Below are 19565 nucleotides of genomic sequence, written 5' to 3' on the forward strand. Positions count from 1 at the left end.
GGGGAGATTATGAGAACGACAATACTTCAGGATTTAGAGAATATTACATCAAAATATCCTGACAAAATAGCATTTTCTGATATCAAGGAAGAGTTTTCGTTTTGCAGGTTATTAGATTGTGCAAAGAGAATAGGAAGCTGCATCTCTGAAAGCATAGGTTTACATGAACCGGTTGTGGTATATATGGAAAAGAGGGCATATAACGTTGCGGCTTTTTTCGGAGCAGCGTATGCAGGATGCTTTTATGTTCCTATTGATAGCCAGATGCCGTCAGAAAGAATTAACTTGATTCTCGATACGCTCCATCCAAGTATTATTATTTATGATGATGTTACGGAAAAGAATCTTGCAGAGCTTCCCGCTGGGATTACAACAGTTCATTACAAGGATGCTGTGACCGGCGGTATAAACCAGAAAGCACTTGATTATATTCGGTCATATTCAAAAAGTACAGATTTACTTTATGTATTATTCACAAGCGGCTCAACCGGCGTTCCTAAGGGGGTTACTCTTTCTCACGCAGCAGTGATTGATTTTATGGATTGGGTCTGTGAAAAGTACAATTTGGATGAAACGACAACGCTTTGTAATCAGGCTCCGTTTTATTTTGACGCCTCAGTTCCGGACTTATATATCCCGCTTAAAACAGGGGCTGCCGTATATATTCCGCCTAAATCCTATTACACATTTCCAAAGAAAATTCTTCAATTCATTATTGAAAAAAACATAAATACACTGGTGTGGGTTCCGTCAGCTTTGTGTAATGTTGTAAATTGCAAGGCGTTTCATATTGCGGTTCCAACAACGATTAGATTGGTCATATTCTGTGGAGAAGTCATGCCTTGTAAACATCTGAATGTTTGGAAAAAATATATTCCTGAGGCCCTCTATGTTAATATGTATGGACCGACGGAGGCAACGTATGCCTGTATGTATTATGATATAGACCGGGATTTTCAGGATGATGAAAAGCTGCCGCTTGGCAGGGCATGTGAAAATAGCGAAATTCTTCTGATAACAGATGATAATAAAGAGGCTGCCGAAGGAGAAATAGGAGAGATTTGTATTTTGGGTCAATGTCTGTCGAATGGGTATTATAATAATCCAGAAAAAACAGCAGATGTGTTTGTACAGAATCCAATAAATCAAAGGTGGATTGAGTTGATGTACAAAACTGGAGATTTAGCATATAAGAAAGCTGGAGACATTATATTTGCCGGAAGAAAAGATTTTCAGGTAAAACGGCTGGGACATAGAATAGAGTTGGGTGAAATTGAAAATGCCATTATGTCCGTCAATGAAGTAGAGAGCGCATGCTGCGTATTTAACCCTGAAAATAGTGACATAATTGCAATTTATACTGGAAAAGTAAAAAGTGATGAGGTTTCTGAAATAATGGAAGATAAGATACCGCATTATATGCTCCCTAACAGATATGAGCATTTGAAGACGATGCCGATGAATCTCAATGGGAAAATAGATAGGGTGAAATTAAAGAAGGAATATACGGAGGTGTAAGTATGGATAAGTTACTCGAAATCTTAAATAGGATAAAACCCGAAGTTAATTTTATGGTTTGCCAGAATTTGGTTGATGAGGGAATCCTGGATTCAATTGATATTGTTTCGATCATTTCTGAAATTGAAACGGAGTATTCAATTGAAATTGACCCGGATGAGATTGACCCGGATAATTTTCAGTCTGCGAAAGCCATACAGGAAATGTTAGAGAAAGCGATTGGTTAATCATGGGAACGAAGCTTGAACTTTTTATTCTTCCATTTTCAGGCTCAAAGGCATCGCAATTTGATGCTTTCTGCGCTGATCTTGAGCCATATATAAAAGTGAATACGATTGAATATGCAGGACGTGGAAGAAGGGCAAAGGAACCTTTTTTCACAGATTACGGATTATTTATGGATGATATCTGTGCATATATTAACGAGCATCGAGACAATAGTATTCCGTATGCGCTTCTTGGCTATAGTATCGGTGGGTTCTTTGTATATGATCTTGTAGCCAAGGGATATGTGGCGCAGCCAAAACATTTGTTTATATGTGCTTGTGAAAATAACAAGGAGGAGATTTCTCCAATTTCAAGGCTTCCGGAAGAGGAGTTTTGGGATAGAGTTATAAAGCTTGGAGGCGTTGATAAAAGGCTGATTGAAAGACGGAAGTTCTTGAAATTATTCTCAAGAACATTAAGGGCGGATTTTAATATTGCAGAACAACACAGGTTCATGTCCACAGATAAAAAGATTGACTGTCCTGTATCAGTATTATTTTCCGAGACAGATACGCCGCTTGTAAATGTGCAGCGCTGGCAAGAAGTTTGCAGTAGGCAGATTACATATTATGAGTTTTCGGGCGATCATTTTTTTATATTAGAGAAACATAAAAATGTTGCTGCAGTTGTGAAAAAAGCATTAGGAATGGGGGAATGATTGCCGTATAAAATATACTCCCTTCTACTACAAGAGTTTACTCATTCACTTGTTTAACTAGAAGGGAGTATATCAAATTATGTAGATTTTACAACTGATTCATCTTCTCAATCATATCCAAAAGTTCTTGTTTCCCACACATCCCATAGGACACAACATTGCGCAGCGGCATACATGCCACCATCGCATGATTCATCGCATCGCTGATAGCCACGTCTCCGTCCTCTTTCTTGCCGCCTTCAGAAGACATCCCGAATATTCCTTCCAACTGCTTCTTAAAATGCGCCACATATCCCGCAGTACGCTCGTCCGCCAACAATTCTCCAAGCGTCGTATTCATATGCACCTGAATCGGAAGCCGCTTCTCTGCTGTTAGATGCACATTCCCCGACAGCCGCATGTCACGGGAAGATGCGCCGATTAGAATCTTATAGTCGCCGGAAGCCGCATACCAATCCTTGATTCCCACGTTATACCATGCAAAACTCCTGTAATTCAGAGTGAAAACCACGGTCTTTGTCTCACCAGGCGTTAAGGATACTTTCTCGTATCCCTTCAACTCCCGGATTGGACGGCGTGCCGCTTTGGTCTGGTCGCTTATGTATAACTGGACAATCTCTTTCCCCTCCATATCGCCGGTATTCGTCACATCCACAGAAACCGTCACGGTATCATCTTCTCCGATTTCAGTTTTGTTAATCTTCAAATTACTGTAGGCGAAACTGGTATAAGAAAGCCCGTACCCGAAGGGGAAAGCTACCGGCATTTCTTTCGCGTCATAGTAACGGTATCCGACGAAAATGCCTTCCTGGTAGTTTACATTTTTCCCATCTCCGAAAGAAAGGTAAGAGGGATTGTCAGACAGCTTATAAGGCATCGTCTCCGCCAGTTTCCCGCAAGGACACGCTTTGCCAAACAGGATGTCGGCGACGGCTTCTCCCACGGCCTGCCCGCCGAGATACGCCTCCAGAAGCCCTTTTACGCCCGAGAGCCAAGGCATTTCCACAGGAGAACCATTGTGCAGGACGATGATTACCTCGGATTGTACGGCAAGGATTTCATCAATCAAACGGTTCTGGCACTCGGGCAGACGCATATGTGTACGGTCGTATCCCTCGGACTCAAAACTGTCCGGAAGACCAGCAAAGATAACAACCTTATCTGCCGCTTTCGCAGTTTCTACTGCTTCTTTTGCAAGCGTCTCGTCGTAAATGTCGTCGTTAGCCGGGAATCCTTTGGCATAAGTGATATTTGCATTTCCGGAAACAGCATCTAAGGCGTTGCTGACACGGAAACTGTTGATATGGGAGCTTCCGCCGCCCTGAAAACGGGGCTTTTTGGCAAATTCTCCGATAAATGCAATCTTTTCCGTCTCTTTTAGCGGGAGTATGGAATCATTTTTCAGCAGAACCATAGATTCTGCCGCGATTTTTTTCGCAAGGTCATGGTCAGCTTCCAGCGTAAACGCCTGTTCCTCTCGATGGTCCGTATATTCAAATATAATGTTCAAAATGCGCTCCACAGCCTGGTCAAGAATCGCTTCTTCCAGAGAGCCGTCTTTCACAGCCTCGACAATTTCTTTGTCATAAACGCCGTTGGATGACGGCATCTCAAGTTCCAGTCCGGCCTTTAGCCCTGCCACACGGTCATTGACAGCGCCCCAGTCGGACATCACATATCCTTTGAATCCCCATTCGTCACGCAGGACTTCCGTCAGGAGCCACGGATTCTCAGAGGCGAAGGTTCCGTTAATCCGGTTGTAGGAACACATGAATGTGTAAGGCTGGGCTTTCTTAACGGCAGTCTCGAACGCCGGGAAATAGATTTCCCGCAAGGTGCGCTCGTCTGCGTCGGAGGAGGAACTCATGCGGTTGAATTCCTGATTATTTGCGGCAAAATGCTTGATTGAGGTTCCCACATGGTGTTCCTGTACGCCGTTTATGAATGCGGCGGCTGCTTCCCCTGCAAGGTAGGGATCTTCGGAATAATACTCAAAATTACGCCCGCATAAAGGGGAACGTTTGATGTTGACGGCAGGTCCAAGGACGACGGAGAGGTCGTTTGCCTGAGCTTCTTTTCCGATGGCGTCGCCGAATTCATGCATGAGATCACGGTCGAAAGAGCATGCGCTTAATACGGCGGGCGGGAAACATACGGCTTTGATGCTGTCGTTGATTCCAAGGTGGTCTGCCTGTTCATCCTGCTTGCGCAGGCCGTGGGGGCCGTCGCTTACCATTACGCTTGGGATGCCAAGCCGTTCTACGCCTTTGAGGCGCCAGAAATCAAGGCCGGAGCACATTCCGGCTTTTTCTTCCAGAGTCATCTGGCTGATGAGTTCTTTTACATTTCGGTTCATGGTCAGTATCTCCTTTACATAAGATATTGTTTTTGGATACTTTAAATTTACCAGTTATATGATAAAATATATAGTAATTTCTTGTTAAATATAGTAAAATTTTGTTAATACGTTTAGATGCAGAGTGCGAATATCAGGATTTGGAGAATGACCATGAATAAGAAAACGGATTTTTTGAAGGCATATAGAGAAGATAGTATGTTTGAGAGGAGAGAGCTTGCGCAGCCTCACATGTCATATGCATATGAGAAGGAGAAATACCGGGTTATCCGGGAAGGGCGGGTGGACTTGTTGGATTCCGTGGCTCGGATTCCTCCGGATGGGACGGAAGGCATCCTGTCAAAGGATGCACTCCGCCACCAGAAGAATATGCTGATTGCCGCCATCACCATATTTACCAGGTATGCCATGGACGGCGGACTTCCGGAAGAGCTGGCGTATGCCATGAGCGACAGCTATATTTTGAAGGGAGAGGAGTGTACTTCGGCTGAGGAGTTAGGTAAACTCAGCGACCGGGCTTTCCGGGAATACACTTATGCGGTGGCGAGAAACAGGCATTACAGCAGTAAGATAGAGGCGGCTCTGCACTATATTACGATTCATCTCCATGAGAAGATTACGCTGGAAAATGCGGCGGATGCAGTAGGATTAAGTCCGTGCCATTTGTCCCGGATTTTCAAGAAAGAAGTAGGGATGTCTATCGTTGATTACGTGCAGAAGGAACGGGTAGAGGCGGCAAAACATATGCTGGTCAATTCGGATGAGACGCTGGCGTCAATTAGCCAGTACTTGTATTTCTCGACGCAGAGTTATTTTATCAGGATATTCAGGAAATACACGGGAATGACTCCGGGGCAGTATAGGCGGAGTCATTAAGCAGAAGAGAGGTGCGATCTTTATGTACATAACGGTAAAGCAGGCAGCAGAAAAGTGGGGGATTTCCGACAGACGAGTGCGTATACTTTGCTCGGAAGGAAAGATTCCAGGAGTTACACGAGAAGGGCGAAGTTGGATGATTTCATCAGATGCGAAAAAACCGGAGGATGGACTCTTGGTGCAATGGAAAAGCTGTTTGCGGGTTATGTGAATGCAAGGTTGGACAGTTACTTGAAGATGCTGGAGATATCATAAATCCGCATTATCTGTCCGGATAGGAAACCCTCGCAGGCTGGAACGGTCAATAGGCTATCTCTTGTTATACCCCATTGACCGTTTTTAGAGCTGATATCCGGTTGTCAGTATTCACAGGGAGAGAGATTCGATCTTACAACTGTGCTGTCTAATGCTGTAGGTATCCCAGATGGACAAGGAGCGTCAGAACATCATCTTTAGAGTGGAATGTAACTATATCATTTGTAAAACTATGGATATTAACAGTGATATGGTTGATTACCTGATTGCAGTAGCAGATTAATCCGGTCTTGTCGATATAGATTTTTACGAAAGGATATCCTTCCTGCAATACCGATAGAATCCCACTCCAATCCCAATCACCGTAAGGCTAAGCCCCACCGAAAGATATTTCACATCCAGACACTCATCCGCAATAATATCCGCGCTCTCCGTATAGCCAAAGGGTGTCAGATATTTCAAGAATTTCACCTGCTCCGTCAGATTCGCAATAATATTCAGAAAGTAAAGAAGAGCAGCCATGCCAAGCCCGATTCCTGCGCCTCCCTGATTTAAGAAAGCCGATATCCCGAAACAAACGGAAGCCACCTCAACCTGCAAGATAAAATAGGCAAGGAACAACAAAAAGAGCGGGCGAATGTCCGGCGTCTCCCCGATTGCACAGATAGAGACAGCGGTAACGGCGGCTACGGAAAGATTCAGGAGCAAAATCTGTATCAACACAGAAACCAACTTCTTGCCCACGATTTCCCGGCGGCTGACCGGATGAGTGAGGAGGAATTCCGCTGTCTGTTCCTTCTCTTCCTTCACTAACACAGAGATGCCCAGAAGAGCCGCAAAAAAAGCGCCCCCAAGCCCCAGGATATTGCCGCATTCCACGCCGAAGAACCCCATGAATTCGCCAAAATTAAGCCTGTCCATGCCAAAAGCGGCGGAAAAGCCGCCCATTTCGGCGAACACCGCGCTGACGTCCCCCATCTGTGTCTCCATTTCCGGATATATGAGGACACAGAGCGCCATCATCAATGCTATCACCATTGTCCATATGAGTAAGGTTATCCGTCCCTGTTTCAATTCGTGTTTTATCATAACCATATGAATTCTCCTCACTATCCATAATAATGCATAAATATCTCTTCCAAATCCGGCTCGGTAATGGAAACATCCGTAAGGCTCAGCCTGGCCAGAACATGCAGCAAATCCTTCAGACTGCCGCCATAAAGAAAACTTACGGAATCCCCGTCTGTCTGCACATCCTTCATGTCTGGCAGCTCAAGCGGCAGTTTCGCGCCCCTTAGCCGAACCCGTTTCGTATCAGTATGCCCAAGATTTTGTGTACTGTCTGAAACCAGCAGGCGCCCTTCTCGGATGACAGCCGCGTGCCGGCAGTACCGCTGGACTTCCGAAAGGATATGAGAAGATACGAAGATGGTAGCTCCGTTCTTATTGCGCTCTTCCAATATCGAATAGAACTCCCGCTGCATCAGCGGGTCCAGCCCGCTGGTAGGTTCATCCAGAATGCAGACCTCGGGCATATGCTGGAGCGCGCAGACGATGGAAACCTTCTTGCGGTTGCCAAGGGACAGTTCACGGATTTTTTTGTTCACATCCAGTTCCAGACGCTCACAGAGATTTCTCGCTTCTGCGCGGCAATCCCTGCGGCGCAGCTCGGCGGAGAAGCCAATTACATCCCGGACTCGCATATTACGGTAAAAGGAAGCCTCCGAAGGCATATATCCCACATGGGAGAGAATCTCCTCTTTTTGGCGGCTGATATCCATGCCGAGAATCTGCGCGCTTCCCTCCGAAGGCGAGGTCAATCCAAGAAGGGTGCGGATCGTGGTGCTCTTCCCGGCGCCGTTAGGCCCGATGAAACCGAAGAAATCTCCCTGTTCCACGGTCAGGTTCATATCCGTGATTCCCCGTGCCCTTCCATAATATTTTGTCAGTGAAGTGGTTTTGATCGCATCCATTTTTCACATAAGCTCCTTTCTGAGGTATCCATTGCATGCTTCCCGGGGTGCCTTTTGGATATATTTTTTAAGAGGACTTACGCAGGTAAACATTTTTCCAAAATGCCAACATTGCCCCGAAATCCGCTTCCAGCGTCTTGGCGTCTAATGTCTCCCCGCGCTGTACAATCTCCCACAGATATCCTACAGACATCAGATAAATCTGCCTGTGCATCATCGCAAGATCCAGCCCGGGAATAAAATCGTCGGGATTCAGTCCGGCAAGGGCGTCTGCCGCCTTCCGGTCAAAATGCTGCCGGTAGCTTTTCTGGATATGTTCATAGACGGCCGGTTCCTTTTCGTAAAATGCCTTCATGGCAAATGCCGCCATGTCTGGGTAGCGGCACATCATCTGTATTTTCGCGTACATGCCCCGCTCCATCATTTCAAATAAATCCGTGGAATCATAACAGCGGTTCTCTGCAAGATATTCGCAGGTGAGATCCGCCGCTTTGTTCCATAGGAAGAGGTACAGCTCTTTCTTATTTTGGAAGTAATGGAACAGGAGGGATTTGCTGATCCCCGCCTCATCCGCAATCTCCTGCATAGGGCTTTTGCGGTAGGAATTCTGTGAAAATACACGGAATCCGGCATTGATGATCCGCTGTTGCTTTTCCGGAGGAAGGGTATAGAATCTTTCATTCATATGGAAATTCCTCGCTGACTAAAACGGTCAATAGGTTATCTCTTATTATACTCCATTGACCGTTTTTGAGAAGACTATTTATAAAAGATTTTTTTCAAACGATTAGACTGCTAATCTTAAAATGTCAACAAATTCCTTTACATGCAAGGACACATAATGGCCGACTGGCGAGGTATCGTTGTTCGTGGCCCTAACCGCCATTTCTTCAAAATGCGTATCGTCGATGCCCATCTCTGTCAAAGTTGTCTTTAGATTCAACGATTTGAAAAAGTCTTCCAATTTGTCTGCCAGAAGGCATGCCATCTCTTCCTCCGTATAGTGGTAGGAATCGATGCCAAAGACTCGGTTTGCAAGCTGCGCAAGTTTGTAAGGCTTGATTTTTGCCATATATCTGCACCATGCAACGAGGACGACTGCCATGCCTTCGCCATGAGTAATCCCGTATTGGGCACTGAGCTCATGCTCAATCCGGTGTGAGCCCCAGTCGGCGGCGCGTCCTGTATCAAGGATGCCGTTGTGTGCAATAGACGCCAGCCACTGGATTTCTGCACGGGCATTATAATCCGCAGGTTCTTTCATTAGGCGCAGTGAGTTTACCAGAGCCGCCTTGATAGCGCCTTCAATCATATAGTCTGTGGTGTCTGTGTGGCTCACATCCGAGAAATATCTCTCCAGCAAGTGGGAGAGGATATCGGCACATCCGCAGGAGGTCTGGTATGCCGGAAGCCCCAGGGTGTATTTGGGATTCATGATAGCAAATTTCGGTATGATCATATCGTCCTCAAATCCCAGCTTCATCAATCCGTTTGAAATGATAGCTGCATTGGACGTCTCGGACCCACTTGCCGGAAGTGTCGTAATTGCGCCCACAGAAACGGCATATTCCGGCGCTGCCGTTCCGTCAAAGAAATCCCACACGTCGCCTCCATAAGGAATTCCAAGGGCGATTGCCTTGGCCGTATCCACAGAGCTTCCGCCCCCGGCTGCAAGGACAAAATCCACGGAGTGTTCTTTGGAAACCGCGACCAGCTTGCGGATTAGTTCAATCTTTGGATTTGGCACAACGTCGCCGCATTCCAGAAAATCAATATCCAAACGGCTGCATGCATCCTTGATTACATCCCAGATTCCAAGTGTCTTAATAAAATCCCCGCTGTATACAAACATCAGAGAAGTGACTTTATATTTTTTTAGCAGTTGATAGATATTCTGTTGCGCCCCATCTCCAAAAAAGATTTGGGCTGGATTGTTATAGTGAAAGTTTAGCATCGTAATCCTCCTAAAGTTTACCTTAATTTTGGGTTTAGCAATAACGGACGGGAATGTTATGCTGTCTCAGTTTTTCATTCCATATATCAGGCAGGCATTTATCTGTGATGATCATGTTGATACTGCCAAGGCCGGTTATGATGTAATCGGCGGAATCAAAGAACTTGGTATGATCTGCAATCAGATAATGCTCTCGTGATTGGGAAATATAAGCTTTTCGGACTTGGCTTTCATTCATGTTATTGTCAAGCAGGCCGTGGTCTAAATCAACGGCCGGATTGCTGATAAAACACTTGTCCGCAAGGTAATAAGAGATTGCGTCGGTAGTCTGGTATCCGGAAAATGAATTCGAGCGTTGGCGGAAGGTTCCCCCGAGGGCAATCAATTTGACTTTGGAAAACTGATTGCTGAATAAATCAAATATACGAAGGGAATTCGTAATAATCGTAACGCTTAAATTGCGCTGAACAATCTCTTTGGCGAGTGCCAGACAGGTAGTGCTGCAGTCCAGGAAAATCGTATCGCTATTTTTAATGAAATTATCGATTGCGTAGGACGCAAGCTTCTTCTTCTCCTCGGAAAAGAAGGTTTCCCTAAGCTGCACCGGTGCGCCTTTGTCATCGGCGTCCGGCAGGAAAGCTCCGCCATGGATTCTCTTTAACTTATTTTGTGCTTCCAGCTCTTTTAAATCTCTCCGGATGGTTTCTTCGCTGCAGTCCAGCTTTTGGCTCATCGTAGAGATAAGAATGCTTCCGTAAGTATGCAGCTCTTCCTCTATCAGTTTGTGACGTTCAATTTTTAACATGGCTTATAAATCCTTTCGGCAATATTTATAGAAAAAATGAATCGTGATATTGAATACAATCTTATAATATCAAAAAAAACCGCATAAATCAACATTAAAATGAAAATTATATGGAAAAATGACGAGAAAATGCAAAAAAATATCAAAAAATATAAAAAATATCAACAATAGCATGTTGACAAATGTTGATTTATGTTGTAATGTGTTGGAAAGGCAAAAATAATCAAAGGAGGGTAGTGGAAATAAAATGTGATTTTTGGGAATAATAGGAAAAATGGAAATTTGTATGTGAAAGCATCAGACGGACGGACAGTCAATGAAAGAAAAATGTTGAATTACAAAGAAAGGAAAGAAAAAAATGGAAAATGCGAATAAAAAAGGAAGCTTTAAGGGATTATTGCCTCTGGTTATCTTTTTGGCCGTATATTTCGCAATGGGAATCGGGACCGGAGATTTCTCTAACTTCCCATTGATGATTGGTATTTTCTTGGCATCTGCGATTTCGTTGTTTATGAAGAGCCCGGTTGCCGAAGAAAAATCATTTACGGAGAAGGTTGTCATGTTTTGTAAGGGCGGGGGAGATGATACGCTGATCCTGATGGTCATCATCTACATGCTGGCAGGCGCCTTTTACGGAGTGGCAAGCGGGATGCACGCCACAGATACGGTAACGAATATCGGTATTTCAATTTTGCCGACAAATATGATTATTCCCGGATTATTCTTAATCGGCTGCGTACTTAGTTTTTCAATGGGTACTTCGATGGGGACTGTGGCGGCGCTGATGCCGATTGCGATTGATATCGCGTCGAAGACAGGCGTGAACGTCGCGCTTGTAAGCGGCGTCGTAGTTGGAGGGGCAATGTTTGGCGATAACCTTTCGTTCATTTCCGATACGACAATTGCAGCGACCACAACACAGGGAATTGAAAACAAGGAAAAATTCAAAGCAAATATTTTTATGGTTGGGCCTGCGGTCGTCATCACAGTAATCGCATTAGCGCTATATCCCATCGATGCAGCGAAGATTTCGGCAGGCGGAGATATCAATCTCGTAAATCTGATTCCCTACATACTGATTATCGCGTTATCCCTGATTGGCATGCACGCAGTCATGGCAATGACGATCTCAGTAATTTCAGGTATGGTGATTGGAATCATACACGGAGATTTCACATTTATTGAATCCTTCTCAGTCGTGCATAATGGGATGTGCTCAATGCAGGATATGGCGGTTATTGCGATATTCGTAGGCGGGCTGGTGGCAATCATGCAGTATTTGGGAGGCATTGACTGGCTGCTGAACAAATTGGCTAAGGGAATGAAGTCCAAAGTGGGCGCGGAGCTTAGCATTGCCGCTTTGGTAAGCCTGGTGGATGTAGCCACGACAAACAACACGATTTCGATTATCGCCTGCGGGCCGATTGCAAAAGATATCTCAGAAGAGTTCGATATCACTCCGGCAAGGACGGCGAGCATTTTGGACTTGTTTTCGTCCGCGTTTAACGGTTTAACGCCTTATGCAGGACAGCTTTTGACAGCGGGCGCAATGGCACAGATCGCACCGGTAACGATTATGCCTTATGTTTGGTACGATATTCTTATGATTATCTTCGGTGTTATTTTCATTTTGCTGGGCTTGCCGAAATTCAAGGGAAAAGCCGCCAAAAAGGAAGATTAAAGTCAGTCGGGGAGGAATTTAGATATGGAAAAATATTCAAAGTACTTTTTGCTTGATGCTGATACGGTAAAAGAATATGCAAAAGAAAAGGTCGGATATTTCAAAGAAGAAGAAAAACTATACGCAGCCGAAATTGGCGATGGGAATATTAACTATGTCTTTAAAGTGTGGAATCCGCAGACAGGCAGATCCCTGATTGTCAAACAGGCAGATACGGTGCTGCGTTCTTCTGGCAGGCCGCTGGATCGGTATCGGAATAAGATAGAGGCGGAAATGCTTGGCATCGAAAGTGAATTGGCAGAGGGGCTTGTCCCCAGAATATATCTGTATGATGAAATTATGTATGCGATGTCTATGGAAGACATTTCCGCATACAAGAATCTTCGTACCGAAATGGCGGCTGGTAAGATATTCCCAAAACTGGCGGAAGATATTACAGCATTTATGGCGGGAACGCTGCTTCTGACCACGGATTTGATTCTCGACAGGGCAAAGAAGAAGGAAAGGGTAAAACTGTTTATGAATCCGGAGCTTTGTGATATCACTGAAGATCTGGTGTTCACAGAACCATATTATGATTATAAGGGACGTAACGTGATTCTGGATGAGAACAGAGACTTTGTAAAAGAGAAGCTTTATGGAGACAAAGAGCTTCATGCAAATGTGGGGCAACTTCGCGACGGCTTTATGAATCATGCGCAGGCATTGCTTCACGGGGATCTGCATTCTGGCTCAATCTTCGTGAATCAGGAAGGGACAAAGGTCATTGACCCGGAATTTGCATTCTATGGGCCAATGGGATATGACATAGGGAATGTGATCGGCAATCTGTTCTTTGCATGGGCAAATAAATTCTATACCGATTCCGGCAATCGGGAATTTTTGGTATGGATAGAGAATACGATTGGGGAAGTTGTGGATAAAGTCAGAGAGAAATTCAATGAAAAATGGGATGAGACTGTGACCTTCCCGTTATATACAAATGAAGAATTCAAAAAAGATTACATAGAACAAGTGATGTCGGATTCCTTCGGGTATGCCGGAACAGAGATTATCAGGCGCATCGTCGGGGATTCAAAGGTAAAAGAGGTTACGGATGTGGAAGATTTGACGCTTCGAGTCCCGATGGAAAGAGCCTTGATTGAAATCGGGATCAAACTGATTAAGGAAAGAGCCGCGCTTAGGACCGGAATAGATATACGTGCTGTCGGAACAAAATATTTCTGTTGAACCAGCGGTTTGGCGGCAGATAGAAAAGGAAAGATGTATGATGGAAAGATATGATCAGGATTTGGCGTTCATGCTGCGGTATGAGAATGTAGCATGGTACGAAGATGGAAAAGTAAGAATATTGGATCGCAGAGTTTACCCGACAGAAGTAACGTTTGTCGAGTGTACAACTTACAAGGAAGTAAAGAAAGCGATTGCCGATATGGTTACACAGAGCGCAGGGCCTTATACCGCCGCGGGAATGGGGATGACGCTTGCCGCCCATGAGGTGGAAGGAAAGACAGAGCAAGAGCAGACAGAATTCCTTGCGCAGGCTTCTTATGATATTTCCCATGCAAGGCCGACGACTGCAAACAGGATGGAAATCATAACAAAGGGATGCCTTGAGGCGGCAAAGAAAGCCCTTGCAGAAGGAAAGAGCGCAGTAGAAGCATGCTTTTGCAGGACGGTTGATTCTCTGAACAGAAGGTATTCCACCATGGAGAAGGTGGGAGAGTATCTTGCGTCTCTGTTCCCGAAGAACGGAACGGTTATGACCCAGTGTTTCGGCGAGACCATCATCGGAATGATGCTCCGTGCGGCGAGAAAACATAAAAATGATATCAAGATTTATTGTGCCGAAACAAGGCCGTATCTTCAGGGGGCAAGATTAACTGCAACCTGTTGTGCGCAGATGGGATTTGATACTACGGTAATTACAGACAACATGGCAGCCTATTCTATGCAGCATAAAGGAATTGACCTCTTTACTTCCGCGGCAGACACCATTGCAAGAGACGGGCACATTGCGAATAAGATAGGGACTTTCCAGATTGCGATACTGGCAAAATATTTTGGGATTCCGTATTATGTGACCGGAATCCCGGATAAAGATAAGCTGCATGGTGAGGATATAGTTATAGAAGAAAGGGATGCCAAACAGGTGCTTTCTTACCGTGGGATTCCCAGTACGATTCCTCGTGTAAAAGGAATCTATCCTTCTTTTGATATTGTGCCGCCGCACTTGATTAGCGGCGTGGTAACGGATAAGGGCGTCTATGTTCCGGGCTTGTTAAACGATTACTTTAAGGGAAAGGTCGAAGAGTTTTATTAAAATGTATCGGATACAGATACAGGTTTAGAGAGGTGGATTGGTAAAATGAAATTATTAATAAGAGCGCCTTTTACAGAATGTGAAAGAAAAAGACTGGAATCTTACTTTGATGAGATTGTCTATGACCCATGGACCAGAACGGGAGAGCGATACTATGAGGACGAGATGCTGGACGCGTTGCGAAAGGAACAGCCGGACGCGTTGATTACAGAGCTTGACCGCATCACAGAGAAGGTTCTGGCAGGATATGACAGATTGCTCTTTATCGGAGATTGCCGGGCTGTCCCGGCAAACATTGACGTAGACGCCTGTAAGAGGGCAAATGTCCCGGTGCTGTGTACGCCTGCAAGGAACGCGCAGGCAGTTGCCGAGATGCTGACAGGGCTTCTTGTCAGCTACATGCGGAATATCATCCCGGCAGTACAATGGGTCCGGGAAGGTAAATGGGTGGAGGGGACGACCCCTTATTATACTTGGATGGGACATGAACTGTGTGGCAAGAAGGTCGGGTTTGTCGGATTCGGGGCAGTCGGAAGGCATGCCGCCCGGATTCTGGAAGCATACGGATGCCAGATTTTCTTCTATGATCCATATGTAGATCATGTACAAGAAGCCTATCAGAAATGCGGATTAGAAGAGATATTCGAGAATTCCGATATTGTATCCATTCACCTTCCGGTTATGGAAAGTACAAAGGGAATGATACATGCAGATTTGTTTGCAAAAATGAAAGAAACAGCAATTTTTGTTAATACCGCAAGAAGCGCAGTGGTAGACGAGGGGGCACTGATAGAAGTATTAAGGGCGAAAAAAATCAAAGGTGCAATTCTGGACGTGCTGTCGGTTGAACCGCCGACAGAAGACGCCCTTGCGGTTGCAAAATTGGATAATGTATTGCTGACGCCCCATATCTGCGGGGCCGCCTATGAAGTGACAGATCATCAATCACAGATTATGGCAGACTGTATTGACGCCTGGATGAAAGAGAAAAAATAAGAGAAAGAAGATGAAAAAAGAAGATAAAGGAGAAGAGGCAGGTGGAGAATAATTATCTGATTTTGGACATGGGAACCGGCAATTCCAGAGTCGGGCTGGTATCTTCCGACGGAGTTGTCCTGGGAATCCGCAGCTATGTGAACCGCTACCATACCGATCCATTATACGAAGACGCGCAGTATTTCCTTCCGGAAGAGTGGAGCGGTTATCTCTTAGAAGGATGCCGGGAATTAATGGAAGAATTCCCGGAGCATCCGGTGAAAGCCATTACTTCAACCGGAGCCAGAGAGAGTATTGTCCTTTATAACGGGGAAGGGAAGGCTTTCATGGGACTTCCGAATATCGATAACCGCGGCCGCGCCTGGATGGACGAGATTGAAGACTGTGCATTTATCTATGAACGGACAGGAAGATGGGTGACGGAAGATTTTCCGGCTGCAAAATTAATGGGATATAAGAAAAAATATCCAAGAGAGTTCCAAAACATTGCAAAAATTACCAGTTTGAGCGAGTGGGTTGGAGAAATATTTACCGGAAAAATCGTGATAGAACCGTCGCAGGCATGTGAAACCCAGCTATTTGATATCCAGGAAAAAGCGTGGTCAGAAAGGCTATGCAGGAATTATGGAATTCCCATGGGCATATTGCCGGAAATAGCGAAAGCAGGCGACAGTTTGGGAACCATCAAAAAAGAGTTTTCAGACAAGCTTGGACTCAATGGGCAGGCAGAGTTTATCGTAGGCGGCGCAGATACACAGATTGCGGTGAAAGGCATCGGAATTGGCATCGGGGATATAGCCGTCGTATCCGGGACGACTTCGCCAGTTGTCACCATCACAGATTATAAATATTACGACGAACAGAAGCGGTGCTGGACAGATTCTAATCTGGGAGGGGAGACTTATCAGGTTGAGACGAATCCAGGAGTAACCGGTTTGAACTATCAGCGGATGAAAGCGTTATTATTCCCGGATACCTCATATGAAGAGGTGGAAAAGAATATGGCACGGCAGAAAGGGTATTTGTGTACGGCTACTTTTTCATCCCTGCATTTTTCAGAAAAGCGTTCCCTGAAAAAGGGAGGATTTGTGACAAAGGCGCCGTTTGACGCAGATTTGGATGCTGTCGATATGATGTGGGCGGTAGTGGCAGATATTGCATGTTCCATATATGTACAGTATCAGAATCTATGTGAAATGACCGGGCATAAGAAAGAATATATCTTAGGATGCGGCGGTGGGTTTCGTTCCGAGATCTTATGCCAACATCTGGCGGATTTGACAGGCAAGAAACTGGTGATAAGGGAGGGCTTCGAGCAGGCGTCTATTCATGGATGTGTAAAGATTTGCAACGAGCGGTACGGAAAAGATGCAGATGGGAAAGGCGGTGCAAAGCAAGAAAAAGTATATATGCCGTGCGGACAGGGTTTGATACATGCATATTATGAAGAATGGTTGGAGAACCGCCGGGTGTTAAATCCCTAAAAATAAGACAAAAACAAAGGAAAGAAGGAGATCAAATGTTATTACAAGAAGAAAGAGAAGAGATTGTAGAATATGGAAAAAGAATGAGCGGCGACAGGCTGGCTGCCGGAACAAGCGGAAATATCAGTATTTACAATGCCGAGAAGGGCTGGATGGCAATCAGTCCTTCTGGTATCGGGTATTTTGACACAAAGCCGGAAGATGTTGTAGTTATGGATTTAAATGGGGACATCATAGAAGGCTGGAGGAAGCCGTCCAGTGAGTGGGCGCTGCATACGGCGATGTATAAAGCGAAACCAGGCTGCAGGGCTGTCGTACATATACACTCTATGTACTGTACGGTATTTGCAACGCTTCGCCAGCCATTGCGCCCTGCCCATTATGTAATTGCAGATGCAGGCGTAGATACGGTTCCATGTGCACCCTACTGTACATACGGGACGCGCAAGCTTGCAGAAGCGGCAGTCAAGGCAATCGGCGACAGTAATGCCGTACTGCTGGCGAACCATGGTATGCTTGCCTGCGGCGGAAGCCTTGCGGGTGCGTATTCTCTTGCCTGTGGAATGGAATTCTGCGCGGAAGTAGAGTATCGCGCAAGAACGATTGGCAATCCGGTTTACTTGTCAGCGGAAGAGATGGCGGAAGTATTGGAAAGCTTCAAAAGCTATGGGCAGCCGAAAAGGTAAATAAAACTCCCGCCCGCTCCTGGACGAACATTACAGGAGCGGGCGGGAGTTTTGTTGATGTTTCCATGCTATATGGTGAATCGGGAGTTTATTTTTTCTGTCGAATTAAATGAAATTGTACAATTCTTCTGGAAATCCCAGCCGAGAATTGGTATATTTTCTTCTTGAACATAATGAAAGATTTGACTATAATATTTGAGTTAATTGACAATTCTTTCACATGAACGTTCCCGGCAGATTTCATAGGGAGCGTGGGAAGAGGATAGGGGGATATTGATGTTAAAGAAATGTATTGTTTATCTGGGGAGCCTCCTCGCCCTGCTGGCATGCAGCCCGTTGACTGTATTTGCAGCAGAAGAAGCCGCAGCGGCAAAGCCCATACCCATGTGGCTTTGTATCCCGTTTGCCGGGCTTTTGTTCTGTATCGCTGTGCTTCCGCTTGTGAAGGCAGAATGGTGGGAATCCCATCAGCCCTTGGCAGTGGCAGGCTGGTCGCTTCTTTTTATCCTGCCCTTCGGATTTCTGTACGGAGCCGGGGCTGCGCTGGAAACGGCGCTGGAATGTCTGGTCAACGATTACCTGACGTTCATCGTGCTGCTGTTCGGATTGTTCTGTGTAGCGGGAAATATTACGATGGAGGGGGATCTGGCAGGTTCTCCCCGGGTAAATATCATCCTGCTGACCATTGGGACGCTGCTTTCAAGCTGGATTGGGACAACGGGGGCAAGTATGCTGATGGTGCGTCCGGTCATTAAGATGAACGCATGGCGCAGGAACCGGTCCCACATTCTGGTATTTTTTATATTTCTGGTGTCGAATATTGGAGGATGCTTAACTCCCATTGGAGATCCGCCTCTGTTGATGGGATTTTCAAGAGGAGTGCCGTTCTTCTGGAGCCTGCACCTGTTTCCAATCATGCTGTTCAATATGGTGGTGCTTCTGGTTATTTTCTACTTTATTGACCGGAAACGGTATTGCAGGGACATGGCGAGAGGAAGAAAACCGGATATCAGCAAGCCGGGAACGAAGATTCAGATTCGTGGGCTTCACAATTTGATTTTTCTGGCAATGATTGTGGCGGCTGTGGTTTTGAGCGGAATCCTGCCGGATCAGCCGATGTTTCAGGACCCGCAAGGGCATGTGCGGGGAATCCACATTTTCGGAGAAGTGGTATTAAGTTTCCCGGCAATTATTGAGATTCTGATTATCCTGCTGGCGGCTTTCCTGTCATTTCGTACGACGGATCCTGTCATCCGTACTAAGAACCATTTTACATGGGGCGCTATACAGGAAGTAGGGACATTGTTTATCGGAATCTTTATCACGATGCAGCCGGCATTAGCGATACTGAAGGGGATGGGGGCGGATTTAGGAATCACAGAGCCTTATCAGATGTTCTGGACAACGGGTGTGCTTTCTAGTTTCCTCGATAATACGCCTACCTATCTGGTGTTTCTGACGACTGCGGGGGCAATCGGGTTTACCGACGGACTGGTTACAACGCTGGGATGCGTGCCTGTTAAGGTTCTCACGGCAATCTCCTGCGGCGCTGTATTCATGGGTGCGAATACATATATCGGAAATGCGCCGAACTTTATGGTGAAAGCGATTGCAGATGAAAATGGTATCCATATGCCGTCGTTTTTCAAGTATATCGGATGGTCGCTGATGGTTCTTGTTCCGGTATTTCTGCTGGACACATTGCTGTTTTTCAGATAAGGAGGGAGTTTTAG

General features: G+C 45.6%; 18 protein-coding genes. 12 read left to right on the forward strand and 6 right to left on the reverse strand.

The annotated features are described in order from the left end of the window. The first annotated feature begins 9 nt into the window (after nt 1-9). From AC6I3O_RS03915 to AC6I3O_RS03925, 3 genes are read left to right on the forward strand one after another with little or no spacing between them, the layout of a single operon-like run. Nucleotides 10-1518: an amino acid adenylation domain-containing protein gene (locus AC6I3O_RS03915; protein WP_497849815.1), complete on the forward strand. Its 1509-nt coding sequence runs from the start codon at nt 10-12 to the stop codon at nt 1516-1518. A gap of 2 nt (nt 1519-1520) precedes the next feature. Next, on the forward strand, nt 1521-1745 hold the full coding sequence (locus tag AC6I3O_RS03920) for a phosphopantetheine-binding protein (RefSeq protein WP_497849816.1): 225 nt from the start codon (nt 1521-1523) through the stop codon (nt 1743-1745). A 2-nt stretch (nt 1746-1747) separates the two neighbouring features. Continuing rightward, nucleotides 1748-2443: a thioesterase II family protein gene (locus AC6I3O_RS03925; RefSeq protein ID WP_497849817.1), complete on the forward strand. Its 696-nt coding sequence runs from the start codon at nt 1748-1750 to the stop codon at nt 2441-2443. An 88-nt stretch (nt 2444-2531) separates the two neighbouring features. Here the strand turns inward: AC6I3O_RS03925 and AC6I3O_RS03930 are convergent, their stop codons facing one another. After that, nucleotides 2532-4799: a glycoside hydrolase family 3 C-terminal domain-containing protein gene (locus tag AC6I3O_RS03930; protein WP_497849818.1), complete on the reverse strand. Its 2268-nt coding sequence runs from the start codon at nt 4797-4799 to the stop codon at nt 2532-2534. Between the two features lie 153 nt (nt 4800-4952). Between AC6I3O_RS03930 and AC6I3O_RS03935 the strand changes: the two genes are divergently transcribed. Both AC6I3O_RS03935 and AC6I3O_RS03940 read left to right on the forward strand, forming a co-directional pair. Then, complete coding sequence (locus AC6I3O_RS03935; protein ID WP_497849819.1) at nt 4953-5675, forward strand: helix-turn-helix domain-containing protein; 723 nt, start codon at nt 4953-4955, stop codon at nt 5673-5675. 22 nt (nt 5676-5697) lie between these two features. After that, nucleotides 5698-5886 (forward strand): helix-turn-helix domain-containing protein, encoded by a 189-nt coding sequence (locus AC6I3O_RS03940; protein WP_497849820.1) that lies wholly within the window; start codon nt 5698-5700, stop codon nt 5884-5886. 350 nt (nt 5887-6236) lie between these two features. On the opposite strand, the gene AC6I3O_RS03945 is transcribed toward AC6I3O_RS03940, so the two are convergent. The 5 genes from AC6I3O_RS03945 to AC6I3O_RS03965 all read right to left on the reverse strand — a co-directional run bounded on the left by AC6I3O_RS03945 (nt 6237) and on the right by AC6I3O_RS03965 (nt 10662). Then, entirely contained in the window at nt 6237-7025 is a 789-nt protein-coding gene (locus AC6I3O_RS03945; protein ID WP_497849821.1) for a DUF2705 family protein, read from the reverse strand. 14 nt (nt 7026-7039) lie between these two features. Beyond that, complete coding sequence (locus tag AC6I3O_RS03950; protein WP_497849822.1) at nt 7040-7903, reverse strand: ABC transporter ATP-binding protein; 864 nt, start codon at nt 7901-7903, stop codon at nt 7040-7042. A 67-nt stretch (nt 7904-7970) separates the two neighbouring features. After that, nucleotides 7971-8588, reverse strand: coding sequence for a TetR/AcrR family transcriptional regulator (locus tag AC6I3O_RS03955; protein ID WP_497849823.1), 618 nt, complete (start codon nt 8586-8588; stop codon nt 7971-7973). A gap of 102 nt (nt 8589-8690) precedes the next feature. Then, nucleotides 8691-9857 carry an iron-containing alcohol dehydrogenase gene (locus AC6I3O_RS03960; protein WP_497849824.1) on the reverse strand — a complete coding sequence of 389 codons (1167 nt, stop codon included), beginning with the start codon at nt 9855-9857 and terminating at the stop codon, nt 8691-8693. 34 nt (nt 9858-9891) lie between these two features. Then, on the reverse strand, nt 9892-10662 hold the full coding sequence (locus AC6I3O_RS03965; protein ID WP_497849825.1) for a DeoR/GlpR family DNA-binding transcription regulator: 771 nt from the start codon (nt 10660-10662) through the stop codon (nt 9892-9894). Between the two features lie 358 nt (nt 10663-11020). Here AC6I3O_RS03965 and AC6I3O_RS03970 point away from each other — a divergent pair, with 358 nt between their 5' ends. The 7 genes from AC6I3O_RS03970 to AC6I3O_RS04000 all read left to right on the forward strand — a co-directional run bounded on the left by AC6I3O_RS03970 (nt 11021) and on the right by AC6I3O_RS04000 (nt 19551). Continuing rightward, on the forward strand, nt 11021-12343 hold the full coding sequence (locus AC6I3O_RS03970) for a Na+/H+ antiporter NhaC family protein (RefSeq protein WP_497849826.1): 1323 nt from the start codon (nt 11021-11023) through the stop codon (nt 12341-12343). Between the two features lie 24 nt (nt 12344-12367). After that, on the forward strand, nt 12368-13573 hold the full coding sequence (gene mtnK / locus AC6I3O_RS03975) for an S-methyl-5-thioribose kinase (RefSeq protein ID WP_497849827.1): 1206 nt from the start codon (nt 12368-12370) through the stop codon (nt 13571-13573). 37 nt (nt 13574-13610) lie between these two features. After that, nucleotides 13611-14666 (forward strand): S-methyl-5-thioribose-1-phosphate isomerase, encoded by a 1056-nt coding sequence (locus tag AC6I3O_RS03980; protein ID WP_497849828.1) that lies wholly within the window; start codon nt 13611-13613, stop codon nt 14664-14666. Between the two features lie 45 nt (nt 14667-14711). Next, the gene (locus AC6I3O_RS03985) at nt 14712-15662 is read left to right on the forward strand and encodes a 2-hydroxyacid dehydrogenase (protein WP_497849829.1); all 951 of its coding nucleotides are present in this window, start codon (nt 14712-14714) and stop codon (nt 15660-15662) included. A 41-nt stretch (nt 15663-15703) separates the two neighbouring features. Beyond that, nucleotides 15704-17146 (forward strand): FGGY-family carbohydrate kinase, encoded by a 1443-nt coding sequence (locus AC6I3O_RS03990; protein ID WP_497849830.1) that lies wholly within the window; start codon nt 15704-15706, stop codon nt 17144-17146. Nucleotides 17147-17181: 35 nt separating this feature from the next. After that, nucleotides 17182-17832 (forward strand): L-fuculose-phosphate aldolase, encoded by a 651-nt coding sequence (locus AC6I3O_RS03995; RefSeq protein ID WP_497849831.1) that lies wholly within the window; start codon nt 17182-17184, stop codon nt 17830-17832. 276 nt (nt 17833-18108) lie between these two features. Further along, complete coding sequence (locus tag AC6I3O_RS04000) at nt 18109-19551, forward strand: sodium:proton antiporter (RefSeq protein WP_497849832.1); 1443 nt, start codon at nt 18109-18111, stop codon at nt 19549-19551. The last annotated feature ends 14 nt before the right edge of the window (nt 19552-19565 follow it).

It is taken from the genome of Sporofaciens sp. St.21A7 (assembly GCF_059728535.1).